Genomic DNA, 24,373 nt, shown 5'->3' with positions numbered 1-24,373 from the left:
ATCAGCGACGCACGGCGCTCTCGAAAATGCGGATGGGCGCGCTCAGCGCAGCGCCTGTCACGGTGCCGATGGTCTGGCCGGCCTCAATTGCAGTGGCGCCGAAATTTCCGGAGGCATTCGGATCGGCATCGGAAAGCGATTGTCCTCGCAACAGTCGTTCGCCGAAGAGGCGGACGACCTCGGGGCTCGTTGCAAACTGGGTGTGGTTGAGACTGTCGCCGTCGCGCAGTTGAGTAAGGTCATAGACCGTAATCCCGGTCGCCTTTTCAAGCTGGGCCTTGTAGGCCACGTCGGTAAGATCCACGCCCCCAACGCGCGTGACCTGGCCGGATATTAACCTAGAAAGGCGCAGCGCCCTGTCGTTTGCCGAAACGAATATCGAGATATGCGGCCGTTCCTGGCCGATATCCGTGAGCTGCTTGCGGAAAACGTCGATATCGAGATCCGGCGAGGCAAGGATGACGTCGGTGATTTTGGGCGATATACGCTTGTTCTGCATTGATATATCGCGCAGTGCTTCCATCACCGGCCAGCTGCCCATCGAATGCCCGACAATCGTGATTTCGGAGACATCGGGGCTTTTTACCGCCTGCTGAATGACATAGACCAGTTCGGAGCGAGAAAAATTGGTACTTTCCCGATCGTAATTGTAATCCAGCAGAGCCCCGCGCGATGGCCAGGAAAACAAGACCGGCGTGACCTCCGCGCGCGAGTCGTGAACAATCTGCGCGAAGCGAAACACCGAATCCTCGAACCGGGTGTTGAAGCCATGAACGAAGATCAATACGCGCCTGTCGCTTACTGCATGCGATCGGTACCAGGTACGAATATCTCCGATCTTGATCGGGTTCACCGCTGTCGTTACAAAACTCCGCTCAGGATCGCCAGGAAGCCGGCGCGGCCACTGAATTGTACCGGGTTGACGGTTCGGCGGAATTGAAACCACGACATTGGCCAGGCTCAAATCGCTGCCGCGCTCGCCGCTGAAGAAGACCCCCTTCTGCGTCGTGGGCGCGCGGGTCGTGGCCACAAGGATATCGACCTTTGCAGTGTCGGGCGATGGCGCGGCCACGGGCGCAAGAACACCGCGCGCCGGCGAGGCGCATGCCGTAATACCGCCGGCGACGAGCATCAGCAGGATTGCGCGGAGGATCAATACGCTTCGACTGAGCACTGAGTGGGTATCCAATTCGCCATCACGACCATGACACAGTGAGCGCGCGAGAGTTCAAGCATAGTTTATTTGGAAGAAGGCGAGGATCAAGCCCACGGCGATGCCGATGAGGGGCGCAATTATTCCTCCAAGTTTTGCTCTCCTCAGCGCGCGTGCCTGACGCTCGCTTACCCTGCGGTTGGTCCGGTAGCGTTCCCTGAACCCTTCGAGATAGTGGCGCGAAAAGGCAGGCCGGTCGTCTCCCGCATCCGCCGCACGCAACCAGAATTCGGCATCCCGACCCGGCAGGTCGATATCCCCGACTTCGAGGGCCCGGAAACACTGCCATGACGACCAGACAAGAACCAATGTCAGGGATGCAAGCTCCCAGCCAACCGCCGGCGAGAATTCGCCTGCGGCAAGTGACGTAACCGCCCCGGTCGCGGTGGCAAGGGCGATGACGGAAAACAGCCGCAGAAGTCCCAAGGCCTGATTGTTGCTCGAATGAATGAGGGCGACGATGGCATTTTGCCGAAACCGCGTATCCTCAATCGCCAGTTTCCAGTCGTCGCTATCGAACATCGTAGTCAATACCTCCAGCCAGCAGGCGAGACTAGTACAGGAGCCAGCCAAGACCCGCCGCAACGATGACGCCGATCAGAAACAATACGGTGAAGGTGAAGGGGCCGACATTCACGCCGAGTTTTCTCAACCGTTCATCCACATCTTCATGACGCATCGAAAACCTCATCAATTGTTGCAGATCAACCGTGGAGCTTGCGCAGGAGAAGACCGAGGCGTTCTTCGGGAGCAGCACTGGTGATTTCGCTTGCCGACCTGCGCGGGATCCCGCTCTTGCGTCCGGCGCGCACCTCCGTGGGTGTGTAACCGAATTCCCGCTTGAATGCCCGGCTGAATTCCGCGCCGTCGCTGAAGCAACGCTGCTCGGCAATTTCGACGATGCGGCGTTTGTCATTCGGATCCGCCAGTGCCGCATGCGCATCGAGAAGCCGTTGGTGCTGAACGTAATGCATCACGCCGCCGAAAGGTTCGAACATCCGGTAAAGCCCGGTCCGGGAGATTGCGAGATCGCGCCGCAGTGCTTCGGCATTGAATGACGGATCAAACAATCTGGCGTTTACGATACTGCGCGCCTTTTCGAGTAGAACGCGCGTGATAGGCGCCTGCGCCTCCTCGATTGTGCCGGGCGAAGGCATGACGCAAGCTCTGATCATCGCGCGCGTCGCGCCCACCAGTTCTGGAATATTCTCCGCCTCGACCCCCGGCAGCCGCTTGGCCAGCCCCATGAAGTAGTCGGCGAGCAGCCTGCCCATCGCTGTATCGACGGAGGAAAACTCAGCCGCGCTGAGCGCGTGGGCGACGTCCGGGTCGAAGTCACGCGGGACGAAAAGCATCAGCATATCGCTGTCCGTTACATTGCCTTCGAACCAACGTCCGAGCGAATGGATCTGCACGATGCCCGCGCCGCCTGCAAAACTGCCCGCCGGACCGAGGGTGCTTATCGCTCCGTCGAGCGGAAGTGTCATTGTCCAGTGATCGAGCGCTTCCCGCCGCGTATGACCGGGAACGCTCGCAAATTCGAGTGCGTTGGTTCTGATCCTGGAAAAGGCGAGATTGCCGAGATCCCAGACGGTTTGCCTGCCGTCAAAGCCGTTCGACGTGTCCCTGCGGTCGCCGAACTCCAGCATGGAGGAGAAACTCTTGCGCCAGGAGTCATATTGATCGTCAAGCGGCACGACCCGGGTGTCGAACTTGAACGCGGGTATCGTCGAAGGATAGGAAGACCGCTTTGAAGGCAATGGGGGGCAGTCGATGGGAGATATGGCGGCCGCTTGCGCAAAGTTGTGATCAAGCGACGCTTCAGACGGTGTGGTGTGATCATGCGCGTTCATGCCGTCACCATGCGCCGCAACGGTAGGGTGAAAACCTTTGCCCATGCATCACTGTCCGTACCGGGCAAACTGGTTCGATCCGTTCTTGCTGAAGAAAATGCTGGCATTGCTACCCCAAAAATTCCCCGAAGTGACAAATCACGCAGTTACGAATGCTCGTCTTGAATAGTATGACACAACCCTTATCGTCTGTTCAGTACGTAACTGTTACCAAACGGGTTGCACGACTGACGATCTCCTCCCGACAAGTGTCGGTTGTTAGCCAAAGCTTTGCCGGAGTTGTCAAAGAACTTTGCCGACCACAATACGGCCATCCATGACCGCATCCTTTCATGCGATCTATGCTGGGCTTGGGGCAGGTTGGCGAGAAGGCTGATCGGTTGTCGGTTCCTTGACGCGGAACGAGGCCACGTAGAGGGCCGGCAGGAAGATCAAGGTAAGAACGGTCGCCACCAGCAAGCCGCCCATAATCGCAATTGCCATCGGTCCCCAGAAGATGGTCCAGGCTATCGGAATCATGCCGAGCACGGTGGATATCGCGGTGAGCATGATAGGGCGGAAGCGCGACACGGTGGCGTCGATGACGGCATTCCACACGTCCGTTCCCTTGGCCCGCTCCGTCTCGATCTGTTCGATGAGTATGACGGCATTCTTGGCGATAAGCCCGAGCAGCGACAGGATACCAAGAATGGCGACAAAGCCTAAGGGCCGGTTGAAGATGAAGAGCGAACCGACGACACCGATCAATCCCATCGGAACAACGCTCATCACCAGGAACAGGCGGCTGAAGCTCTTCAGTTGCACCATGAGTATGGTGATCATCAGGAACAGCATGATCGGTACAACGGCAATCACGGACGCCTGCGACTTGGCGCTTTCCTCCACGGTGCCGCCTGCGACAATGCGATATGGGACCGGCAAGGTGGCGTTGAGTTTGTCGATTTCCGGTTCCATTGCCTGGACGATCGCCTCTGGCGAACCGCCCGCCGTCACATCCGCCTGCACGGTGAGTGTCGGCACGCGGTCGCGCCGCCAGATCACCGGGAACTCCTGGTCGACTTCAAAGGTCGCGAACTGGCTGAGCGGTACCGTACGGCCATTGGGAAGCGGGAACTGCAGCGTGCGCAGATTGTCGAGCGATACGCGCTGCTCGTCGGTCGAGCGCACGACGACGTCGACCAGATAGATATCGTCGCGCACCTGCGTGACCGCCATTCCGGACACGACGGTATTGAGCGCCGTCGCCAGCGCCTGCGAACTCAGGCCTAGGAGGCGCGCCTGATCCTGATCGATATGGACGCGGATGGAGCGGGCGGGTTCGATCCAGTCGAAATTGATGCGGTTGAGCTGCGAATTGGCGCCCATGACCCGTGCCAGACGCTGAGCGATCTCGCGGACCTCGTTGGCATCAGGGCCGCTCACGCGATATTGCACCGGCCAACCAACTGGCGGACCGAGTTCGAGCAGCGAGACACGCGAAATGGCGCTTGGCACCTTTTCAGCCAATTCCTGTTCAAGTCGCGCGCGGAGCCGCTCACGGCCCGGAACGTCCTTCGCAACGACAACCGCTTGCGAGAAAAATTCATTGGGCAATTCGACGTTGAGCGGCAGGTAGAAGCGGATGGCGCCGCGCCCGACATTGGTGCTCCAATGTGCCACGTCCGGATCGTCCCTGAGGAGCGCGTCAAGTTGGTCCGATGCCTTTTGGCTCGCCTCGATGGACGCGTTCTGCGGCAGCCTTATATCGACAAGCAGTTCGGGACGGTCGGACGAAGGAAAGAACTGCCGCGGCACCAGCGGCAGCGCCAAAAGGGCGAGCACGAAACATGCAAGCGTGATGCCGATCGTCAACCAGCGCATACGCAGCGCGCCGACAAGCAGGCTGCGGAAGAAGCGAAGAATGATGGAGGGCTTTCCCGTCTCGATCTTGTCGGGCTTCTTCAGCAGCGCAACGCCGAGGAGCGGAGAGAAGATTACGGCGCCAAGCCAGGAAACGACCAGTGCGATACTCACGACCGCAAAGATCGAGAATGTATATTCGCCGGCGGAACTGCGCGCAAAGCCGATCGGCACGAAGCCGGTTGCGGTGACCAGGGTGCCGGCCAGCATGGCGGCAGCGAGCGTCCGGAACGTGAAGCTCGCGGCCTCTTCCTTTTCATCGCCGAGTGCGAGCCGCGTCGTCATGGAATCGACCGTCGTCATGGCATCGTCGACGAGCAGGCTGAGCGCGATGATCAGGGCGCCCAGGGAGACGCGCTGCAGATCGATCCCGAGGATCTGCATCACCGCAAAGACCATCGCCAGCGATAGCGGTATCGCGAGGGCGACGACGGTTCCGGCCCGTATGCCCAAGCTGATGAAACTGACGGCCATTATGATGACGATCGCCTGCCAGAGCGATTCCGTGAACTCCCCGATTGCGTCGTCGACCACCTGCGGTTGATTGGCGACGAGCGTCGTTTCGATGCCGATCGGCATGTTGGCGGTGATCTCTTTCATCGCCGCGGTAATGTTGTGGCCGAGTGCGAGAATATCGCCGCCTTCGCGCATCGAAATCGCAAGACCCATGGCAGGCTTGCCGTTCACCCGGAACATCGGCTGCGGCGGGTCCGCATAGGCGCGGTGAATTTCGGCAATGTCGCGCAGCCGGATCAGCCTGCCATTTGCGACGAAATTCAGGTTGCGAAGGTCCTCTTCGGAATCAAAGGCGCCGCTGACGCGCAGGCTCAAGCGCTCGTCGGCGGTTCGCAGGGTACCCGAAGGGCTGACCACATTTTGCGCCTGCAAGGCGGCGATCACGGCGGTCCTGTCGATGCCGAGGCCGGCCATCTGTTCGGTGGAAAACTCGATGAAGATGCGTTCAGGCTGTGCCCCGAGCACGTCGATCTTGGATACGTCCGGCACATGCAGCAGGCGCGAGCGCGCCTCATCGGCATAGTCGGCGAGTTCGCGCTGGGTAAAGCCGTCCGCCGTGAAACCGTAGATGATGCCGAATGTATCGCCGAAATCATCGTCGAATCCGGGGCCGACGATACCCGCCGGCAGGGTCGGGCGAATGTCGCCGATGCTCTTTCGTACCTGATACCAGACATCGGGAACTTCGGCCGCCGTGGTTGCGTCCTTGAGGTTGACGAAGATGGTCGTGACGCCCGCATTGGTAAAGCTGCGCAGGAAATCGACTTCGGGTATCTCCTGCAGCTTGCGCTCGAGCCGTTCGGTCACCTGTTTCAGCGTATCGTCAAGGGTTGCCCCGGGCCAGCCGGCCCTGACGACCATGGTCTTGATGGTAAAGGCTGGATCCTCGTTGCGGCCAAGATTGATGAAGGCGAATACGCCGGCAACGACGACGGCAATCATCGCATAGATCACGAGCGAGCGGCTCCTCAGCGCCCAGGCGGAGAGATTGAAGCCGTTCATTGGGTGGATCCGAGCAGACGCACTTCCTGGCCGTCATGCAAGGCCTGGACTCCGGCTGTCACGACGACCTCACCGGGGGTGAGGCCCTGCGAAATGATGACAGTGGCGGGATCGAAGCGAACCACTTCGACATTGCGCGTCGACACGGTCTTCTTGTCCTGATCGACAATCCAGACCGCAGGCTGGCTGTTGAACTTGGTCAGGGCCGTCGCCGGTATCGCGATCTCAGGAGATGAATCAACCGTCACACGGCCCGTCACGGTCGATCCAAGCCGCATGGCAGCGGGCGTGTCACTGAGGCCGACGCGCACCCTGAAGGTCCGCGTCGTCGGATCGGCCTGCGGCGCCACTTCGCGCACTCGTCCGGTGGCCTTTACCGTCGGATCGTCAGTCAGCGCAACCTCGACAATCGCTGTGTCGTGCGCCTGTCGCAGCAGCTGAGCCGGCACGTCGAATATCGCATCGCGTCCATCTTGGCGCGCAACCTGCAGCACCATTTGCCCCGCCTGGACGACCTCGCCGGGCTCGGCGCCGACAGCGGTCACGGTGCCCGCCGCATCTGCGTAGAGCTCGGTGAAGCCCACGCGATCCTCGGCATTTTCCAGCTGCGCCTGCGAACTGTCGACCTGCGATTGCGCCGCGCGCATCGCCTGCTGTGCCGCATCATATTGCGCGCGGGTGGTGAAGCCCTGTCTCAGCAGCGTTTCCTGCCGTGCGAATGCATTGCTCGTCTTGACGAGTTGCCCCTCGGCGGCGACGAGGGTCGCCTGTGCGGTGCGCAGCGCGCTGATTTCATTTTGCGGGTCCATGCGGGCGAGAATCTTCCCGGGTTCGACCGGATCACCGACATTGGCAAGGCGTTCGATCATGCGGCCGCCAAGGCGAAACGCGAAGGAGACCTGGTTCTCGGCCTCGACATGTCCGGTAAGGCTAACGCTGTCGCCAAGCTTGCGCTGCTCAACCGTGACCGTTCGCACGGGGCGAATGACCGGAGGCTCATCCTTGGCTTCATCCCGGCATCCTGCAAGCATTGGACCTGCCATCAGAAGGCCCATGAACGCGCCCAGCGCGCGCACCCTTCGCATCGATTTATTCACTGAAACCAGCATTTCTCATGGACTCCAGGAAGCTCTCGTGAATTGGGACAAAGCATACGTCTGCGGGGCAATTCGACTATAACGTCTGCCAATCGTTTGTGATTGGTCAGAAATCCCAAATGCCCGCCCGGAATCCCAATTTCCGCAGTGCAAGAAGCGGCCTCCAGCTATTGTCCGCCATGGTCGGCGTTAACGCGCGCTCGTTAAGTACTCAGCGTCGCCTAGTACCATGCGGGATTTTCGCCCACCGGAAGTTTGCATGAAGATCAGGGATTTAAAGGCGCTGCATTGCGTCGGTTAATGCCGGGCGCGACAGAAACCGGCACATTGAAGCTGGGATCCTTGTTTTGTCGCCATCGCATTTGCTGGCGTTTGTCCGCAATACTCCGACGTAGCTGCGCACGGTAGCAAAATTAGAGACGCGCAGCCTATTTGTGGGATTCTGTGCTGATCACATAGAGAATTGAAACCTCCTATAATCTTTGCCGGAGCCACACCTTGCGCTCCCCTAACCTGACCAATTCTTGGGGGGTAAATCATGGCCTCAGGTTCTACTCAAAAGTTCTCATTGTTCGCGCTGACTGCCATGGTCGTGGGGTCGATGGTGGGCGCCGGCATTTTCTCGCTACCGCGCACGTTTGGTAACGCAACGGGTCCCTTCGGGGCGATCATCGCCTGGTGCATTGCCGGGACCGGCATGTATATGCTTGCCCGCGTTTTCCAGTCGCTTGCAGAGCGCAAGCCCGAACTCGATGCTGGTGTCTTCGCCTATGCCAAGGCGGGCTTCGGCGATTATCCGGGCTTCCTGTCGGCGTTCGGTTACTGGATCGGCAGCTGCATCGGCAACGTCTCCTACTGGGTGCTGATCAAGTCCACGCTCGGACTGTTCTTCCCGGTCTTCGGAGATGGCAATACGGTGGTCGCCATCGTCGTCGCATCGATCGGCATCTGGCTGTTTCATTTTACGATCCTGAGAGGCGTCCAGCAGGCCGCGTTCATCAACACGGTGGTCACCGTCGCGAAGATCGTGCCCATCCTCACCTTCATTCTGATTCTGATCGTCATGTTCAAGGGCGATATGTTCAGCGCCAACTTCTGGGGCGGCGTCGGCATGCCGGAATCGCACATCTTCGATCAGGTGCGGGCGACGATGCTGGTCACCGTCTTCGTGTTCCTCGGTATCGAAGGCGCGAGCAACTATTCGCGTTACGCGTCAAAACGGTCGGATGTCGGTACAGCCACCATCCTCGGCTTCATCGGCGTCACCACGCTTATGGTGCTGGTGTCGCTGCTCCCCTATTCGGTCATGGCCCGCGCTGATATCGCGGCTCTGGGACAGCCCTCGATGGCCGGCGTTCTCGAAGCCGTCGTCGGCCACTGGGGGGCGATTTTTATCAGCGTCGGCGTGATCATTTCGGTGCTCGGCGCCTACCTCGCCTGGTCGCTGGTCTGTGCGGAAGTTCTCTACATCGCCGCGCAGAAGGAAGACATGCCAAGGGTGTTCGGGACCGAGAATTCAAACAAGGTTCCTGCGGCTGCGTTGTGGCTGACGAACATCGTGGTTCAGCTTTTCGTCATCAGCACCTACTGGTCTCGGGACGCCTTCGCGCTGATGCTGAGCCTGACCAGCGCCATGTCGCTGATACCCTATCTCTTCGTGGCCGCCTATGGCGTCATGCTGGCGCGGCGAGGGGAGACCTACGAAAAGAAGCCTGAGGAGCGCCAGCGCGATCTGATCATTGCCGGCGTTGCCGCTGTCTACACCCTGTTCATGATTGCGGCGGGCGGACTGAAATTCGTACTCCTTTCGGCGCTGCTCTACGCGCCGGGAACCATTCTCTATTTCTGGGCCCGCCGTGAGCGCGGCAAGCCAATATTTAACACAACTGTCGATTGGCTGATTTTCGCTGCCGCAGCAATCGGCTGCGTCGCGGCGCTGATCGGGCTCATATCCGGCTACATCACAATTTAAGCTACCTCGGGAGGTACAACATGTCGGCTTCTCCAAATACTCAATCCAGCGACTTCGGCGTCCATTCCGAGGTCGGGCAGCTGCGTAAGGTCATGGTATGCGCACCGGGGCGGGCGCATCAAAGGCTGACACCCAGCAATTGCGACAGTTTGCTCTTCGACGACGTGCTCTGGGTCGATACCGCCAAGCGCGATCACTTCGATTTCATCACCAAGATGCGCGATCGCGGTATCGAAGTGCTGGAAATGCATAATCTCCTTACCGAAACCGTGGCGGTTCCTGAAGGCAAGAAGTGGATTCTTGACAATCAGGTTGTCGTCAATCAGGTTGGGTTGGGCTTGGTGGACGAGATCCGCAGCTATCTCGAGGGACTTTCCAACCGCGAACTGGCCGAGACCCTCATCGGCGGCCTTTCCACCTATGAGTTTCCCGAGACCCACGGCGGCGAGATGCTGAAGCTTGTCAGGGACGCTGCAGGCGTCAATGAGTATCTGCTGCCGCCGCTGCCCAATACGCTTTATACCCGTGATACGACGTGCTGGATCTATGGCGGCGTTACCTTGAACCCGCTCTACTGGCCTGCGCGCCATGAGGAGACGATTCTTACGACCTCGATCTACAAGTTCCATCCGAGCTTTGCCGGCAAGGTCAATGTCTGGTGGGGCGATCCGACTGAGGATTGGGGTCTCGCCACGCTCGAAGGCGGCGACGTCATGCCCATCGGCAAGGGCAATGTTCTTATCGGCATGAGCGAGCGCACCTCACGCCAGGCTATCAGCCAACTCGCGGCCAAGCTTTTCGAAAAAGGTGCCGCCGAACGCGTGATCGTAGCGGCCATGCCGAAGCTGCGGGCAGCAATGCATCTTGATACGGTGTTCACCTTTGCCGACCGCGATTGCGTTCTGCTCTATCCGGATATCGTCAATGGTATCGACGCTTTCTCCTATCGCCCTGGTGACAAGGAAGGAACTGTCGAACTTCACAAAGACAAGGGTACGTTCGTTGAGACCGTACGCGATGCGCTCGGCCTCACGAAAATGCGCGTCGTCGAGACGGGCGGCAACGACTATATGCGTGAACGCACGCAGTGGGACAGCGGCGCCAATCTCGTTTGCGCTTCGCCGGGTGTCGTTTATGCCTATGACCGCAACACCTACACCAATACCTTGCTGCGCAAGGAAGGCATCGAAGTAATCACCATCAGCGGCGCCGAACTTGGCCGTGGCCGGGGTGGCGGCCATTGTATGACCTGCCCGATCGCCCGCGATCCCGTCGACTACTGATTGCCGGACTTATCGGAACTATCCCTGGGGCCGCTTGGAGCGGCCCATTTTTTAATTGGTTCAGATGGTGATGCGTCCCGTGGCGATGCCGAAAATCGCGATAGCCGCCCCGAGAGCCGCAATGGCGAACATGATCATTTCTGTTGGTGTAAAGACCTTCCTGCCCTGCTCGCGCCGCGCCATGATGAAAAGGATCGTGCCCGGGCCGTAGAGTACAAGCGAGAGCAGAAGATGCTTGGCGCCGGCGGCATAGATGAGACCTGAAGTATAGATGAGCGCAACCAAGCCCCTGATCAGGTCAGTCCGGTGGCCGGCGGGATCGCGGTCATAGGTTTCGCCTGTCCAGGCAAGCTTGAACCCATAGGCTGCCACGAGCAGATAGGGGATGAGGATCATCGAACTCGTCAATTCGATCGCGAGGCGAAACGCATATTCAGTGAAAAGCGTGATGATCAGAAACGACTGCACAATGATATTGGTCAGCCAGAGTGCATGCGACGGCACTCCATTCTTGTTTTCATGGGAGAGAAACCGCGGCATCGTCTCGTATTTGGAGGCCGAGAAGAGAATTTCTGCGGCAAGAAGCACCCACGACAGGTACGCGCCAAGAACCGAAATCAGCAGGCCGAAGCTGACGAAAATCGCGCCCCAGGGTCCGACCACCGCCTCGAGCACGCCCGCCATGGACGGGTTGCGCAACTGGGCAAGATCGGTGCGCAACATCACGCCATAGGACAGGATGGTAACGAGGACGAGAAGGCAAAGCACGCCGAGGAAGCCAACAACCGTGGCCACGCCTACATCGTTGCGGTTGCGCGCGTAGCGGGAATAAACGCTTGCGCCTTCGATGCCGACGAACACGAAGACCGTTACCAACATAGTGCCGCGCACCTGACTGGCGATGTTGCTGAAACTGACGTCTTCGCCGCCCCAGAAATTGAGGGCAAACACGTCTGCCTTGAAGCCGTAGATGACGAAGACGATGAATAGAAGGATCGGTATGATCTTGGCGAAGGTGACGATCGTATTGATCGATGCCGCCCCCTTCACACCCTTCAGGATCAGCGTGTGAAAACTCCACAGAATGACGGATGAGGCGACAACAGCGATGACCGTATTGCCATCGCCGAAGACCGGAAAGAACAGGCCGAGCGTCGATTTGATCAGCACGAAATACGAAACATTGCCGAGGCAGGCTGCCGACCAGTAGCCGAGGGCCGACAGGAAGCCGAGATAATTGCCGAAGCCGGCCTTGGCATATGCGTAGATGCCGGCATCAAGGTCCGGTTTACGGCGGGAAAGGACCTGGAACACGAAGGCCAGCATGAGCATTCCGACGCCGGCGATCGACCAGGCGATCAGTGCGCCGAAAGGCCCTGTGACGCGGCCGAAGCCCTGGGGCAGGGAGAAGATGCCGGCGCCGACCATCGATCCGACCACCATGGCCATCAGTGCCCATACGGAGAATTTTGTCTCGGATGTCGATGTCATTTCGCCCCACAAGCAGATGCTGATTTCGCCGAATCGTGCCGGCCGCCAGGCGACCCCGCAACCACTTTAACTTTCGGCCGCGATGGTGTGATTGGCATCCAGTCCCAAACCTTTGCACCGGATACTATTCGCCAGAACAAAAGCAGTCCCTCCGGCAAATAAAAACCAAAAAGCCAGCAACAATTCGAAAGCATTCTTCCTAGAAATTCGCTTATAATAGAACCGGTTAATGCGTGGCATACCTACTGCCAGCTTGTTGCATCATCCCGATTTTCTACGAGGGTCGCTTCGATGGCTTCAGACCGTGGGACTGCTCACAATGGCGTCGCACCTTCGCCCTTGGGCTCGATCAGCCTCTGGCTGCTGCTGTTTGCGCTTTGGCTGATCATGAATGCCAGTATCGAGCTTCCGGTCGTCCTCACTGGCGCCGTGATCGCACTCGTCATCGACTGGATCTTCATGCGTCGCAGCGGCACCTGGTGGCAGGTGATACTGACCCCGAAAAGCGTGGTCCATTTCATTGCCTATACCGGTGTTTTCTTTGTGGAGTTGGTGAAGGCCAATTTGAATATGCTGCGCTATGTTTATTCGCCGCGCATCGACATTCACCCCGGCATCGTCAAGATCAATACGGGGCTCAAATCGCCGATAGGACGTCTGGCTCTTGCCAACTCAATTGCGCTCACTCCCGGCTCCCTGGTCATGGATATCCAAGACGATGTGATTTTCATTCACTGGCTGGACGTCAAGACCGTCGATCCAGGGCTTGCGACTGAAATGATCGCAGCGCCCTTCGAGAAACATCTGGGAGCGGTCTTTGGCTGATATCATCCTGAAGATTGCCGGTGCCCTGATCTTCCTGAGCATCACATGCGGTATCATCCGGCTCGTCATCGGGCGCACGATCGTCGACAGGGTCGTTGCCATCGACATGCTGACGGTTGTCTCAATCTCGCTTATCGCCCTTTACGCCCACTTGTCGGGCCGTTTCGTCTATATCGACGTGGCGCTCGTCTATGGTCTTCTCAGCTTTCTTGCAGTCCTTGCAATCGCGCGTTACCTCGAGCGGAGGTCGTAGCGCCATGCTGGAACTTCTGGTGATCCTCGTTTGTGCCGGCATCCTTGTGAGCGGCGTCCTTGCCGTTTGGCTCAGCAACCTGCTCGCCGCGATGATCAGCGCGGGCCTCGCCAGCCTGTTTGCCGCCGTCTCGTACGTATTGCTCGCGGCTCCCGACGTGGCAATGGCAGAGGCGGCGATCGGTTCTGGACTGGCGACCCTGATCTTCCTCTATACGATGCGCAAGACCAATGGCGGGAAAGAGCCATGATGGAACTGATCGCCAGTATCATAATCCTTGCCGGTGCATTCTTTCTGTTTTCCGCCGGGCTCGGTCTTTTGCGCATGCCCGATGCTTTCACCCGTATACAGGCCGGCACCAAGGCGTCGACACTCGGCAACATTCTCGTTCTTGTCGGGCTGGGCTTGTACCACCCCGATTGGAGCCTGAAGCTGCTGATCGTTGCCTATTTCGTGCTGATGACGAATCCCCTGTCATCCCACGCACTTTCGCGTGCCGCGCACAGGATCGGCATTCCAATGGCAGCGTCGACCTTCACCGACGCATTGCGTGACGCGGAAAACGATCGGAAAGGGAAGGGCGCCCAATGAAACGAAGCTTCGCCATTCTCGCTGTCATCATGTTCGGGGTGATCTTTTTCGGCCTGATTAAAGGATATACAGAACGCCAGACAATATCGCCGCTTGCTGCATATTATCTCACGCAGGTCCCGCGCGAACTTGGTGCGTCGAATGTGGTGACCGGGATCCTGATCACCTATCGTGGCTTCGACACGCTCGGGGAAGTGGCCGTACTTTTCATGGTGGCTGCGAGTGTTGGCGTGCTCCTCAAAAGCAAGACTGGCCAAGATGCGCCAAGTGCCGGAGGGCGCGAACCGAGCGAGCTCGTTCGCACCGGAGCTGAAGTGATCCTGCCGCTCATTTTCCTCTTCGGCGCCTATGTGATCATGAACGGGCATCTTTCAGCGGGCGGTGGTTTTCAAGGTGGCGCCGTGGTGGCATCCGGCGTCATGTTGCTGATGCTGGCGAGCCCGGCCAGCCAACTCCATCACGGCTTCCTCAGCGTGACGGAGTCGCTGGCAGGCGTAATTTATGTCTCGATCGGCGTGCTCGGCATTGTTTTTGCTCGTGGATTTCTTGACAGCCACATTCTCCCGCTCGGCAAATTCGGCACGTTCCTCAGCGCTGGGGCGATCCCGCTGATATCGGCACTGCTTGGCATCAAGGTCGGCGCGGAACTGAGTGTCGTTATCGATCGGTTCCGAAGCTGACATGGCAGGCGAGGTACGTTGATGGGACTGCCGGTTTCGCAAATCTTGCTCGTTACGGGGTTCCTTTTGATCCTGATCGGATTTTGGGGAATCTTTGCCCACCGCAATATCCTGCGCATCATCATCGGGTTTTCGCTGATCGACACCGGCATTCACATCGTCATGGTGGCAACCGGATATGTGACCGGGGGTACTGCGCCAATCATCGATGCCGCATTGGAAAAGGCACACGCTGCGGCGAACGCTGTGGATCCTGTTCCATCCGCGCTTGTTGTCACCGCCATCGTCATCGGCTTTTCCGTCACTGCGATCATGCTATCCTTTGCGATACGCCTGTACGATGCAAAGAAGACGCTTGATATCGACGCCTTCACGGAGTCGAAATGGTAGAGGCCTTGTTGCAACCGCTGAACATTTTCCTGTTCGGCCTTGGCGGCAGCTTTCTTATCCCGCTGCTTTACCGGATCGCCAAGCCTTTGCCCGCGGTCGCTTTCGGCCTTGCACTTGTTGGGATGACAGCCATCAGCGCTGCCTGCCTGTGGGCGGTTTATCATGGTCAGCCTGCGCTGGAGAGTTTTACGGCCGGCAATGTGCCACCCTATTCGATCAATCTACGCATTGGCCCTTGGGAAGCCATCTGTGCCTTCAGCATCAACATTGTCGGGCTTCTGGCTGCCTGGCATCTGTGGGGCCAGCTCCGTCAAAGTTACGCAGCCCTGTTGCTCTTTCTGCTCCTGATCATGGGCGTGAACGGCATGGTGATGACGCGCGATCTGTTCAACTTATTCGTGTTCCTGGAAATTGTATCGATCGCGACCTATGGCCTCTTGGGCTTCGACGGGACCCCCGCCGCGCTCGCCGCCGGCTTCAAATACATTCTGGCGACTGTGCTTGCATCGACCTTTTTCCTGCTTGGCACCGTGCTGCTTTATCATGTGACCGGCACACTCAACATCGATGACCTGATCGTTCACCGTGACCAGATAGCGGGCCCGATCGGAACGACGGCACTTCTGCTCGTGCTCGCCTGCCTTCTTATCGAATTGAAGCCGTTTCCAGCCAATGGCTGGGGCCTCGATGTGTACGAGTCAGCGTCGAGCGGCATTGCAGCGCTCGTTTCCGGTGTGGTTTCGGCAGGCGTGTTCTTTGCCCTGTTCAAACTGCTGCCGCTTTTTGACAATTTTCTCACAATCATTGCGGTTTCGGGCGGCGCCACGTTTCTGTTCTCCAACCTTGCAGGGCTACGCCAGACGAATGTTCAGCGCATCCTCGGCTATTCGTCCATCGCACAAATGGGATTGTTGACCCTCGCGCTTGCGCTGATGCGGCAGCTTGGCTCCGACGCGTCGATGCCGCTCGTGGTCGGCGGTCTCTTCGTCAATCACCTCTTTGCAAAGGCCGGTCTCTTCTTTCTCGCGGGCGCTGTCGACCGGGATAAGGTCAATGGCTGGGCTGCCATCGCCGGACGTCCGCTACTTCTGCTGGTCTTCGCCATGCTGCTCCTTGCCATTGGCGGCCTTCCGCCTTTTCCAGGGTTCTGGTCCAAATGGGAACTGGTCATGAGAGTGGCCAATGCCGGGCAGTATGGATGGATCGCCGTCATTCTGGTCGGGTCGCTTTTCGAGATCGCGTATATGTTCCGCTGGTTCAAGCAGGCGACCCGCGCCGCGCCGGAAGTGGAGATGGTGGACGTCTCGCCCGGTCATCTCGTACCGGCGGGAATGTGTGCCCTGCTTCTCTGCGTTTCCGGCTATATCGCGGCAAGCCTTTCGGGTGCCGCCTCCCTCTGGATGTTTGCGCCGCTTTGCGGGGCGGGCTTTCTCTGTCTGCTCGACCGGCTTCCGGGCCGATTGAAATCCGTGTTGATGCTCGTCCTCGTTCTTGTCGTTAGCGCCTGGATCATTTCTCCCGCAGTGGGCATAAGCCGGCTGTTTGCGATTCTGCTCCTTGCAGGCGGTTTGGTCGTCGCTGCGGCAAGTCTTTATCGCGCCGATCCTCGCCAAGGTTACTTTCCACTCATGGCGCTCCTGCTGCTTTCCATCGCAGCGCTTCTGCGGACGAAAACCAGCCTCGAATTTTTCTTCAGCTGGGAGATGATCACGCTCGCGTCCTATTTCCTGATCGCCCGCGGCGCACGTGCTTACGCGCTGCCATACCTGTTGTTCTCCATTGCCTCGGCCTTCTGCCTGCTCACTGGCTTCGCCATTGCCGCTGCCGCCAATGGTACGATGGATCTTGCTGCAGTTGGCGCAGCCGGAAAGGATGCCTGGCCGGCTTTCGTGCTGCTGGCAATCGGCTTCCTCATCAAGGCGGGTGCTGCTGGTGTTCATGTATGGCTACCGGGCGCCTATGCGGAAGCCGACGACGACCTTTCGGCGATGTTGTCAGCTGTCGTCAGCAAGGTCGCCATCTTTGGACTGTTTTCAGTCACATATCTCGCCATTCGCTCGCAGATCGGGCTCGACATGGCGCATGTCGTGGGTTGGGTCGGCCTGCTGACAACCGTATTCGGCGCTCTAATGGCGTTGCAGCAGAATGACGTGAAACGCATGCTGGCCTATTCGAGCATGAGTCAGCTCGGCTATATTGTCACTGCCATCGCATTGATGAGCCATCTCGGCTGGGTCACAGCGCTTTATCTCGTCGCCAACCACCTGATGGTGAAAGGTATTTTATTCCTCGCTGTAGCCGGCATCATCCTGCGAACCGGAACGCGCCTGATCGATGGAAGCGGCGGATTGGTGCGCAACATGCCTTTCACTTTTGCGGCCGTCGCCACGGCTCTCATCTCCATGTCAGGCCTGCCGCCGCTTGCGGGTTTCGGTGGAAAATGGCTGCTGCTCAGCGCTCTGGTGGAAAAGGGCTGGTACGGACTGGCAGCGATGGCCGTCGTCGCGACGTTCGTCGGCTTCCTCTACATGTTCCGCCTGGCCTATTCGGTTTTTCTCGGGGAGCGAAAGGGCGGACTTGAAGCTGTTCAGGAAGCGCCCCTGGCGTTGCTTATCCCGCAGTATGTGTTGGTCGCAGCCATACTGGCTTTGACCTTTTTCCCGAAGATCTTCATGGAGCCAGTATCGGCGGCGATCGACCCGACATTTGCATCGACGCTGGTGTGGGAAGGCATGTCGCTCGAAACCATTTACGGTTACTGGAATCCGCTACCTGTCATGGCGATAACGGTCGGGCTTGCCACTGTCCTCTTCTTCGTGGTCTGGCTGCGCTACGTATACGGCTACCGCAGGACCCCGACGACGGGCGTCGCGGTCTTTTACGCATTCTATCAGCCGACGCTTGCGCGCGTGCTGAAGCCGGTCGCGATCACATTCTGGCGCGGTGTGTCGGCGTTGACGCTAGGCGCCGCGGACTGGGTCAGAAAGGTCTATACCGGAAACGGCCAGACCTACTGCCTATGCGTCCTTTGGTATGTCATCGTCATTATTGCGGTCGGGACGATCGGCCGTTAGCGGCCGATCTGCGCTCAGCAGGGCGCGATGAAGATCGTGCCGTCGCTGCGCCGATAACGGCACTTGCTCCGGTCCTGGCTCGGCGTCGATGCTGTACCGACGACAGCGCCAAGGAGGGCACCACCAGCAGCGCCACCCACGGTGCTGCGCGTATTGTTGCCGATGGCTTGGCCGGCAACGGCGCCGACGCCCGCACCGACCACCGCGCCAGTTCCTGCACGGCGATCCTGTTCGTTCGTGGCACAGGCCGAAAGCAGTGCAGTTGCGCTTACAACAAGAATGGCCACATTAAACGATTTCATGACGACCTCCTCGACAAATTCGTTTCGCTCGCCAGTGAGTTCAATGTTCAGGAAGCGCCAACGTCAACAAGGATCGCTTTCCCCGAGCCACGCATACCGAAGAAATGGACGCCAGGCCTAGTCTACGGATTCTTGGCAAAGTCACCGTAAGCTTGACAGGCCAGCCGCCCACGACATGCGCCCGGGTTGGCGCATCGCCAAGGTCTATTGAGATTTATATCTTCAGTCCCGTTCTGCTGCCTGCCTTGTTGGCTCGAGGACAGCTTCGGTTATCGAATTTGGCAGTCGACGCGGTGTCTCGACGAGCCCCAGCAGCGGCATGATGACGATGAAGAATGCGAAATAGTAGAGCGTCGCGAACTGGGACAGGATGACGTAAACGCCTTCCGGCGGCCGTGAGCCCAGCCAGCCGAGGAAGAGGCCGTTGGCGACGAAGAGTGCAAAGAACAGCCTGTACCAAGGACGGTACACCGCCGAGCGCACCTTTGACGTATCGAGCCACGGTACGAAAAACAGCACGGCGATGGCGGCAAACATGGCCAATACGCCGCCGAGCTTGGAATCGATCGGTCCAATGCTGAACGTGATGGCACGCAAGATGGCGTAGAACGGGAGGAAGTACCATTCAGGCACGATGTGTGCCGGCGTCTTCAGTGGTTCGGCAACCGTGTAATTGTCAGGATGGCCGAGAAAGTTCGGCATATAGAAGACGAAATAGGCCAGTACGAGCGAGAAAACGACAATTCCAAGCGCGTCCTTAACCGTTGCATGGGGCGTGAAGTCAACGACGTCGGCGCTCGACTTGACATCAACGCCGATCGGATTGTTTTGGCCGACCACATGCAATGCCCAGATATGCAAGGTCACCACGCCGACAAGCATGAATGGCAGCAAGTAGTGCAGCGCAAAGAAGCGGTTGAGCGTCGGATTGTCGACTGCGAAACCTCCCAACAACAGTTGCTGTATCCACTGGCCTGCTACCGGTATGGCCGTGAAGAAGTTGGTGATGACGGTAGCGCCCCAGAACGACATCTGTCCCCAGGGCAGCACGTAGCCCATGAAGGCCGTCGCCATCATCAACAGGAAGTTGGTGCAGCCGAGGACCCACAGAAGCTCGCGCGGCGACTTGAAGGAGCCATAGTAAAGACCCCTACCGATGTGGATATAGACTGCGATGAAGAAGAACGACGCACCGTTCGAATGCAGATAGCGCAACAGCCAGCCGGAATTCACGTCACGCATGATCTTTTCGACTGAATCGAAGGCCAGTACAGTATTGGGAGCATAATGCATCGCCAGGACGACGCCGGTCAGGATCTGCGAAACCAGCATGACCGTGAGAATGCCGCCGAAGGAATAGGCGTAGTTCAGATTGCGCGGGACAGGGTAGACGATGAACGAATCGTACACCAGCCGGGGCAGCGGCATCCGGGCATCCAGCCAGCGCTCGATGCCTGTCTTTGGCGTATACGGCGAACCCACACCCCGCATCGCATTTCTCCCCGTTGCCTTAACTTTCAGCGTTGTGTCTCGCGTAGTTTATTTCACCGGCATGACAACCGGGGCATCCTTTTTCTTCAGCAGCACGACGATGAATTTCGCCGGTTTGGTCTTGCTGGCATTGCGGCTGATCAGGTGAATGTCGTCAGGACTCTCGTAAAAGGTCTCGCCCGGCGATACGGTGACTTCCTTTTCTCCCTTGACCTGCATCACGATTGAACCCTCGAGCACATAGACGAACGCGTTTGCTTCGTGTTTGTGAATAGGTGATGAGCCTCCCGGGCCATATTCGACCGAGATCATCAAGCCCTCCTTGCCGGGATAGTTCGGGAGGTCCTTTTTCATGAGCGGCGTGACTTTTGCAGTGTCGCCAGCGGCGATCGACGGCAAGGTGCCAACGAGACAAATGGCGGCGGACACAAATAGCCTCAACAAAGCTGATTTCATTGTCGTGATCCCTTAGGTTGTTGAACGCAAATAGATGGGTGGCTTACTTCGGCTGTTGAGCCTGGCGGAACCAGTCTTGGAAGGTGATCTTGCCGATCCGTGCACCATCGCCAGGCACGATCGACTGGTCGTTGAGTTCAGACCCAAAATAGCGCGCATGCACGTCTGCCTCGACCGTTCGAGGATCGTTGGCGGCTCGCAGATAACGGGCAATGATCGCGTTCATGGGCGCGCGCTCGGGCCCTGCAATTTCCATCGTTCCGTTGAGGGGCTTGCCGGTGGCGACATCGGCCATCACATCGGCAACGTCGTCCGAGGCGATGGGCTGGAAAGCAGCAGGAGAAAGACGAGCGACGGTGCCGACTGTCGCCTCATCGGCGATGCCCTTCAGGAATTCAAAAAACTGGGTGGAATGGACGATCGTGTATGGAATTGGCGATTCCTTGATGAGTTTTTCCTGGGCAAGTTTGGCCCTGAAATAGCCATTTTCGGGCAGCCGCTCCGTTCCGACGATCGACAGGGCGACGTGGTGCTTTACGCCGGCCTTGGCTGCGGCGGCGAGAAGGTTGCGGCCCGACGTTTCGAAGAATTCAAGCACAGCCTTGTCTTCCCATGAAGGCGCGTTTGCCAGGTCGACGACGACTTCGGCGCCGACGAGCGCTTCCGCCAGGCCTTCACCTGTGATGGTGTTCACACCGGTGTTTGGTGACACGGCGAGCACCTCGTGTCCCTTGTTGCGCAGGCGTAGCGCGGTCTTCGACCCGATGAGCCCGGTCCCACCAATAATGACAATCTTCATAACCTATCTCCTTCGTTGTCGGCGTTTTCGACAATGAATGGAGAGACAAAATCATTCTATAATACGCGGGGCGTAGCGACCTAACCGCATTGGTTAGCAGCATCATGCCAAATTATAGGAGTGATCTAGCTGCCGGGTGTCACCAGCGTCAGAGTTGGAAAGTAGGTACGGTATCGTCCGACGTCACGCGTAAGCAAAGTCAACCGGGCGACGGCTGCCTGGGCTCCTATGAAAAAGTCAGGCAGCACGCCTGTGCGGGCCCCACCTGCCTTGCGATATTGCATGAAGACTTTACCGGCAAGGAAGAGTGCTTCTCTCGGGATCGGTATTATTTCCAGTCCGGCCTCATCAATGAACGCGTCGAGGTGTTCGATGCGATTGTAGCGAACCGCAAGTTCGGCGTAGACAACGTCGTTTATCAGAAGGGGGCCCCGCAACGACGCGGCCTCCAACTGCGCGATCGACCAGTCGGCCCATTTCGGGTAGTTGGTGACAAGATCGAGCAACACATTGGTATCAACGAGGATCACTTCTCACCGCGGGTGAGGGCGAGGATCGCATCCGTATCGAGACCGGCGCCAGCGTGGCCGCGCAGACTCCCAAAACGGCTCTTTGGCTGCTTGTTGTCGGCGCGGGTAATCACGACGCTGCCATCGACCGCCCGGTGAAAATCGACCTTGCTGCCCGGCCCGATTCCCAGGAAGTCGCGCACGGGCTTGGGGATTGTCACTTGCCCTTTCGTCGTCACGGTGGTGGTCATTCTGTGCCTCTGGTAATGCTCTTGTCGTAGAAGGTATTACTTTTGGGCAGGGGATTCAAGCGGTCAGTGGAGCCTATGGCGCCACGCGCCACGTGCGGATCATCGACATAACACTCTATGTGCCGGATTTACGGTCATCGTCCGCTGACGCCCTGCCGCTGCGGCCTTGCGTCGCCCGCAAAAGGTTGTCGCGCAGTTTCGTCACCGATTTCTGCACTTCTGGAAAATCCTCACCAAGTCCGGTGGCGTCAACAACCGACGCGGCAGGAATCTTATCGAGAAGTTTCCGTCCGGCAGGCAGTAGGCTCACGCGCACCTGCCGTTCGTCCGCTGGATCGCGGCGACGTTGCAGATAGCCTGTTGTCTCGAGTTTCTTGAGAATGGGCGTCAGCGTATTGGATTCGAGAAATAATTTCTCACCAAGCGCGCCAACGGTCAGATCGTCCCCTTCAGAAAGCGCGACCAGAGCGATATACTGGGTATAGGTCAGGCCAAGCTTGTCGAGAATGGGTTTGTATGCACGGCCAAACGCCAAATTTGCCGAGTAAACTGCGAAACACAGAAAATTCGACAGCTGTCGACGCTCGTTGGCGGGCACCGTGGAAGAGGGCGCGGTTAAGTCGGTGCCTATGGCTTTCGAAACAGACATGACGCCTCCTGGGACATAATTTGGATTGATCCTATATAGATCGCATACGATTAAATCGCAACTGTATTGACATTACGTTTGCATCTGACTATTTACATCGCATCCGAAAGGATCGGATACGAGATAGTAACGCGAGGATTTGACGATGACCGAGAAGCTCCTTTTTACTGGAAAGACGCATAACACGAGCGGGCGCGACGGCAGCACGCGCAGCAGCGACGGCAAGCTGGACCTCAAGGTTCCGCAGCCGCATCCAGCCGCCGAAAATCTGTTCGGCGCCGCTTGGTCCGCTTGCTACATGGGAGCGATCGAGGTCGCCGCCGCCCAAAGGAATATCAAGCTTCCAGCAGCGACGGAAGTTGACGCCGAAATCGACCTGAATGTCGACGAGGGCTCCTATTTTCTCCGGGCGCGACTCAATGTAAGCGTGCCGGGAATCGACCGCGCTCTAGCCGAAGAGTTGCTCGAAGCGGCTCATACGATTTGCCCGTATTCCAAGGCGGTGCACGGCAATATTGAAGTCGCGACCAAACTCCTATGAGGCAGATCGGCCGGTCTGTTCAAACATGGCGGGCCGACCACTTTGGTAAAAGTGACATCCCAACAGGAGCGCGTTCGATGATCGATGACTATGGAAGGTCAAGCCCGGCCTACAGCGAGTTTTCGCGCGTGCTGGACCCCGCCATCTATGAGGCTTTGCCGGACGATTGGATCATCGGAATAACGGACGTCATCGATTCAACCTCTGCGATCGGGTCAGGGCGATATGAAGACGTAAACTACGCCGGGGCGACAATCATAGCCGCGCTCGGAAATGCTTGGGGGTCGTTCGATTTTCCGTTTGTGTTTCGGGGCGACGGAGCCGCTTTCGCATTGCCGCCACACGGCCATAGGATCGCAACATCGGTAATGCGGCAGGTCTCAACATTTGCGCAAAGCGATCTCAATCTCAGGTTGCGAACTGGCCTCGTGCCCATTGGAGACATTCGCGCCGCTGGACGCGATGTCAGAATTGCCCGCTACGCGGCGTCGGAACAGGCCACCTATGCGATGTTTGCCGGAGGCGGGGTAAAATGGGCCGAGCAGCAAATAAAGAGCGGGCGTTTTCTCGTCGAGCAGGGTACAGACAAGACTAAGCCTGACCTGTCTGGGCTTACCTGCGACTGGACACCCTTTCCCAGTCGGCGAGGGGAGATCCTGTCACTTCTGGTAGAGCCGTCGGAAAACACGCACCCCGAAGCCTTCGCCAAGGTCGCGCGAGCGGTCCTTGCAGTCTTCGATACCGGTTCGCGCCGTTCTCATCCGCTTCCCGAGGAGATAGGCATCCCAAGGGACAGCAAGAAATACATCGATGCGAAAATGTGGGCGGAGATCGCCTCCAATTCGGATTTCCGCAAGTTTGACGATGGGTTGCGCCTGACGCTGGATTGCACAACCGAACAAATCGAGACAGTGGAAGCCTTGCTCATCGAGGCAAGGGCGCGCGGCGAAATCAACTTCGGATTGCATCGACAGTCGCATGCCCTGATGACCTGTCTGGTACCATCGGGACAGCCCAATTCGCACCTGCATTTCCTGGACGGATTGGGCGGTGGCTATACCAAGGCGGCGCAGATGCTGGAAGCAACTGAGCGCCGTGAAACGCCAACGTCGGGCAGGGGTTAGTCACCGGGCTGGGACGAGTGCCAGCGGTGCGTCGATCAAGCGCCAAGGCAAACGATGTTACCGTAACGTACTTGTCCGGGGTATGTTTGGAAAGGATCATCGGTACCGCACG

General features: G+C 58.3%; 25 protein-coding genes. 11 read left to right on the top strand and 14 right to left on the bottom strand.

Translation table 11 applies throughout. The annotated features are described in order from the left end of the window. Window position 1: 1 nt before the first annotated feature. The 6 genes from BM074_RS18840 to BM074_RS18820 all read right to left on the bottom strand — a co-directional run bounded on the left by BM074_RS18840 (window position 2) and on the right by BM074_RS18820 (window position 7,592). Complete coding sequence (locus BM074_RS18840) at window positions 2–1,156, bottom strand: alpha/beta hydrolase (RefSeq protein WP_244532961.1); 1,155 nt, start codon at window positions 1,154–1,156, stop codon at window positions 2–4. A gap of 72 nt (window positions 1,157–1,228) precedes the next feature. Beyond that, window positions 1,229–1,735: a hypothetical protein gene (locus tag BM074_RS18835; protein WP_091924107.1), complete on the bottom strand. Its 507-nt coding sequence runs from the start codon at window positions 1,733–1,735 to the stop codon at window positions 1,229–1,231. A 31-nt stretch (window positions 1,736–1,766) separates the two neighbouring features. Next, window positions 1,767–1,892, bottom strand: coding sequence for a hypothetical protein (locus BM074_RS23445; RefSeq protein ID WP_280139098.1), 126 nt, complete (start codon window positions 1,890–1,892; stop codon window positions 1,767–1,769). 25 nt (window positions 1,893–1,917) lie between these two features. After that, window positions 1,918–3,111 (bottom strand): helix-turn-helix domain-containing protein, encoded by a 1,194-nt coding sequence (locus tag BM074_RS18830; protein ID WP_228020505.1) that lies wholly within the window; start codon window positions 3,109–3,111, stop codon window positions 1,918–1,920. Window positions 3,112–3,405: 294 nt separating this feature from the next. Continuing rightward, a complete protein-coding gene (locus tag BM074_RS18825) occupies window positions 3,406–6,483 on the bottom strand; it encodes an efflux RND transporter permease subunit (RefSeq protein ID WP_091924105.1) in 3,078 nt (1,025 codons plus the stop codon). Next, entirely contained in the window at window positions 6,480–7,592 is a 1,113-nt protein-coding gene (locus BM074_RS18820) for an efflux RND transporter periplasmic adaptor subunit (RefSeq protein ID WP_244532959.1), read from the bottom strand. Before BM074_RS18820 ends, BM074_RS18825 begins: the two co-directional genes overlap by 4 nt. A gap of 526 nt (window positions 7,593–8,118) precedes the next feature. On the opposite strand from BM074_RS18820, the gene BM074_RS18815 reads away from it, so the two are divergent. Continuing rightward, window positions 8,119–9,552: a basic amino acid/polyamine antiporter gene (locus BM074_RS18815; protein WP_091924103.1), complete on the top strand. Its 1,434-nt coding sequence runs from the start codon at window positions 8,119–8,121 to the stop codon at window positions 9,550–9,552. Window positions 9,553–9,572: 20 nt separating this feature from the next. Further along, on the top strand, window positions 9,573–10,835 hold the full coding sequence (gene arcA, locus BM074_RS18810) for an arginine deiminase (protein WP_091924101.1): 1,263 nt from the start codon (window positions 9,573–9,575) through the stop codon (window positions 10,833–10,835). 60 nt (window positions 10,836–10,895) lie between these two features. Here the strand turns inward: arcA and BM074_RS18805 are convergent, their stop codons facing one another. Next, complete coding sequence (locus BM074_RS18805; RefSeq protein ID WP_027232782.1) at window positions 10,896–12,326, bottom strand: basic amino acid/polyamine antiporter; 1,431 nt, start codon at window positions 12,324–12,326, stop codon at window positions 10,896–10,898. Window positions 12,327–12,617: 291 nt separating this feature from the next. Between BM074_RS18805 and BM074_RS18800 the strand changes: the two genes are divergently transcribed. The 7 genes from BM074_RS18800 to BM074_RS18770 are packed head-to-tail and all read left to right on the top strand — an operon-like array spanning window position 12,618 to window position 18,139. After that, on the top strand, window positions 12,618–13,151 hold the full coding sequence (locus BM074_RS18800; protein WP_091924100.1) for a Na+/H+ antiporter subunit E: 534 nt from the start codon (window positions 12,618–12,620) through the stop codon (window positions 13,149–13,151). After that, window positions 13,144–13,404: an MrpF/PhaF family protein gene (locus BM074_RS18795; RefSeq protein WP_027232784.1), complete on the top strand. Its 261-nt coding sequence runs from the start codon at window positions 13,144–13,146 to the stop codon at window positions 13,402–13,404. Before BM074_RS18800 ends, BM074_RS18795 begins: the two co-directional genes overlap by 8 nt. 4 nt (window positions 13,405–13,408) lie before the next feature. Beyond that, window positions 13,409–13,654 carry a Na(+)/H(+) antiporter subunit B gene (locus BM074_RS18790; protein ID WP_027232785.1) on the top strand — a complete coding sequence of 82 codons (246 nt, stop codon included), beginning with the start codon at window positions 13,409–13,411 and terminating at the stop codon, window positions 13,652–13,654. After that, a complete protein-coding gene (mnhG, locus tag BM074_RS18785) occupies window positions 13,651–13,995 on the top strand; it encodes a monovalent cation/H(+) antiporter subunit G (RefSeq protein WP_091924098.1) in 345 nt (114 codons plus the stop codon). Before BM074_RS18790 ends, mnhG begins: the two co-directional genes overlap by 4 nt. Then, window positions 13,992–14,675 carry a hydrogen gas-evolving membrane-bound hydrogenase subunit E gene (gene mbhE, locus BM074_RS18780; protein WP_091924096.1) on the top strand — a complete coding sequence of 228 codons (684 nt, stop codon included), beginning with the start codon at window positions 13,992–13,994 and terminating at the stop codon, window positions 14,673–14,675. Before mnhG ends, mbhE begins: the two co-directional genes overlap by 4 nt. A gap of 21 nt (window positions 14,676–14,696) precedes the next feature. After that, a complete protein-coding gene (locus BM074_RS18775; RefSeq protein ID WP_091924094.1) occupies window positions 14,697–15,065 on the top strand; it encodes a sodium:proton antiporter in 369 nt (122 codons plus the stop codon). After that, the gene (locus BM074_RS18770) at window positions 15,059–18,139 is read left to right on the top strand and encodes a proton-conducting transporter transmembrane domain-containing protein (protein ID WP_091924093.1); all 3,081 of its coding nucleotides are present in this window, start codon (window positions 15,059–15,061) and stop codon (window positions 18,137–18,139) included. The genes BM074_RS18775 and BM074_RS18770 overlap by 7 nt, the downstream gene beginning before the upstream one ends. 14 nt (window positions 18,140–18,153) lie before the next feature. On the opposite strand, the gene BM074_RS18765 is transcribed toward BM074_RS18770, so the two are convergent. From BM074_RS18765 to BM074_RS18735, 7 genes are all read right to left on the bottom strand, one after another. Next, window positions 18,154–18,441: a glycine zipper 2TM domain-containing protein gene (locus BM074_RS18765; RefSeq protein ID WP_027232790.1), complete on the bottom strand. Its 288-nt coding sequence runs from the start codon at window positions 18,439–18,441 to the stop codon at window positions 18,154–18,156. A 222-nt stretch (window positions 18,442–18,663) separates the two neighbouring features. Further along, entirely contained in the window at window positions 18,664–19,932 is a 1,269-nt protein-coding gene (locus tag BM074_RS18760) for a cytochrome b (protein WP_091924091.1), read from the bottom strand. Window positions 19,933–19,980: 48 nt separating this feature from the next. Next, window positions 19,981–20,361 carry a cupin domain-containing protein gene (locus BM074_RS18755; protein WP_036814922.1) on the bottom strand — a complete coding sequence of 127 codons (381 nt, stop codon included), beginning with the start codon at window positions 20,359–20,361 and terminating at the stop codon, window positions 19,981–19,983. Window positions 20,362–20,431: 70 nt separating this feature from the next. Next, window positions 20,432–21,187 carry an SDR family oxidoreductase gene (locus BM074_RS18750; RefSeq protein WP_091924089.1) on the bottom strand — a complete coding sequence of 252 codons (756 nt, stop codon included), beginning with the start codon at window positions 21,185–21,187 and terminating at the stop codon, window positions 20,432–20,434. A 125-nt stretch (window positions 21,188–21,312) separates the two neighbouring features. Beyond that, the gene (locus BM074_RS18745; RefSeq protein WP_091924087.1) at window positions 21,313–21,717 is read right to left on the bottom strand and encodes a type II toxin-antitoxin system VapC family toxin; all 405 of its coding nucleotides are present in this window, start codon (window positions 21,715–21,717) and stop codon (window positions 21,313–21,315) included. Next, a complete protein-coding gene (locus BM074_RS18740) occupies window positions 21,714–21,947 on the bottom strand; it encodes an AbrB/MazE/SpoVT family DNA-binding domain-containing protein (protein WP_091924085.1) in 234 nt (77 codons plus the stop codon). The genes BM074_RS18745 and BM074_RS18740 overlap by 4 nt, the downstream gene beginning before the upstream one ends. Before the next feature lie 115 nt (window positions 21,948–22,062). Continuing rightward, complete coding sequence (locus tag BM074_RS18735; RefSeq protein ID WP_091924084.1) at window positions 22,063–22,596, bottom strand: MarR family winged helix-turn-helix transcriptional regulator; 534 nt, start codon at window positions 22,594–22,596, stop codon at window positions 22,063–22,065. Window positions 22,597–22,741: 145 nt separating this feature from the next. Between BM074_RS18735 and BM074_RS18730 the strand changes: the two genes are divergently transcribed. After that, complete coding sequence (locus BM074_RS18730; protein WP_091924082.1) at window positions 22,742–23,137, top strand: Ohr family peroxiredoxin; 396 nt, start codon at window positions 22,742–22,744, stop codon at window positions 23,135–23,137. 77 nt (window positions 23,138–23,214) lie between these two features. Further along, entirely contained in the window at window positions 23,215–24,261 is a 1,047-nt protein-coding gene (locus BM074_RS18725; protein WP_051615215.1) for a DUF3095 family protein, read from the top strand. Window positions 24,262–24,373: the final 112 nt, after the last annotated feature.

The organism is Phyllobacterium sp. CL33Tsu, assembly GCF_900113985.1.
In the GTDB taxonomy this organism is placed as follows: Bacteria; Pseudomonadota; Alphaproteobacteria; order Rhizobiales; family Rhizobiaceae; genus Phyllobacterium; species Phyllobacterium pellucidum.
The sequence above is the reverse complement of the archived record's forward strand: the minus strand, read 5'-3'. Positions and strand labels throughout refer to the sequence as shown.

Bases quoted from the DNA above. Each gene is read 5' to 3' on its own strand.
- BM074_RS18800 (WP_091924100.1), top strand. From the start codon at position 12,618: ATGGCTTCAGACCGTGGGACTGCTCACAATGGCGTCGCACCTTCGCCC.
- BM074_RS18725 (WP_051615215.1), top strand. From the start codon at position 23,215: ATGATCGATGACTATGGAAGGTCAAGCCCGGCCTACAGCGAGTTTTCG.
- BM074_RS18770 (WP_091924093.1), top strand. From the start codon at position 15,059: ATGGTAGAGGCCTTGTTGCAACCGCTGAACATTTTCCTGTTCGGCCTT.
- mbhE (WP_091924096.1), top strand. From the start codon at position 13,992: ATGAAACGAAGCTTCGCCATTCTCGCTGTCATCATGTTCGGGGTGATC.
- BM074_RS18815 (WP_091924103.1), top strand. From the start codon at position 8,119: ATGGCCTCAGGTTCTACTCAAAAGTTCTCATTGTTCGCGCTGACTGCC.
- BM074_RS18740 (WP_091924085.1), bottom strand. From the start codon at position 21,947: ATGACCACCACCGTGACGACGAAAGGGCAAGTGACAATCCCCAAGCCC.
- BM074_RS18750 (WP_091924089.1), bottom strand. From the start codon at position 21,187: ATGAAGATTGTCATTATTGGTGGGACCGGGCTCATCGGGTCGAAGACC.
- BM074_RS18825 (WP_091924105.1), bottom strand. From the start codon at position 6,483: ATGAACGGCTTCAATCTCTCCGCCTGGGCGCTGAGGAGCCGCTCGCTC.
- arcA (WP_091924101.1), top strand. From the start codon at position 9,573: ATGTCGGCTTCTCCAAATACTCAATCCAGCGACTTCGGCGTCCATTCC.
- BM074_RS18830 (WP_228020505.1), bottom strand. From the start codon at position 3,111: ATGGGCAAAGGTTTTCACCCTACCGTTGCGGCGCATGGTGACGGCATG.
- BM074_RS18765 (WP_027232790.1), bottom strand. From the start codon at position 18,441: ATGAAATCGTTTAATGTGGCCATTCTTGTTGTAAGCGCAACTGCACTG.
- BM074_RS18835 (WP_091924107.1), bottom strand. From the start codon at position 1,735: ATGTTCGATAGCGACGACTGGAAACTGGCGATTGAGGATACGCGGTTT.
- BM074_RS18820 (WP_244532959.1), bottom strand. From the start codon at position 7,592: ATGCTGGTTTCAGTGAATAAATCGATGCGAAGGGTGCGCGCGCTGGGC.
- BM074_RS18775 (WP_091924094.1), top strand. From the start codon at position 14,697: ATGGGACTGCCGGTTTCGCAAATCTTGCTCGTTACGGGGTTCCTTTTG.
- BM074_RS18805 (WP_027232782.1), bottom strand. From the start codon at position 12,326: ATGACATCGACATCCGAGACAAAATTCTCCGTATGGGCACTGATGGCC.
- BM074_RS18735 (WP_091924084.1), bottom strand. From the start codon at position 22,596: ATGTCTGTTTCGAAAGCCATAGGCACCGACTTAACCGCGCCCTCTTCC.
- BM074_RS23445 (WP_280139098.1), bottom strand. From the start codon at position 1,892: ATGCGTCATGAAGATGTGGATGAACGGTTGAGAAAACTCGGCGTGAAT.
- mnhG (WP_091924098.1), top strand. From the start codon at position 13,651: ATGATGGAACTGATCGCCAGTATCATAATCCTTGCCGGTGCATTCTTT.
- BM074_RS18760 (WP_091924091.1), bottom strand. From the start codon at position 19,932: ATGCGGGGTGTGGGTTCGCCGTATACGCCAAAGACAGGCATCGAGCGC.
- BM074_RS18790 (WP_027232785.1), top strand. From the start codon at position 13,409: ATGCTGGAACTTCTGGTGATCCTCGTTTGTGCCGGCATCCTTGTGAGC.
- BM074_RS18730 (WP_091924082.1), top strand. From the start codon at position 22,742: ATGACCGAGAAGCTCCTTTTTACTGGAAAGACGCATAACACGAGCGGG.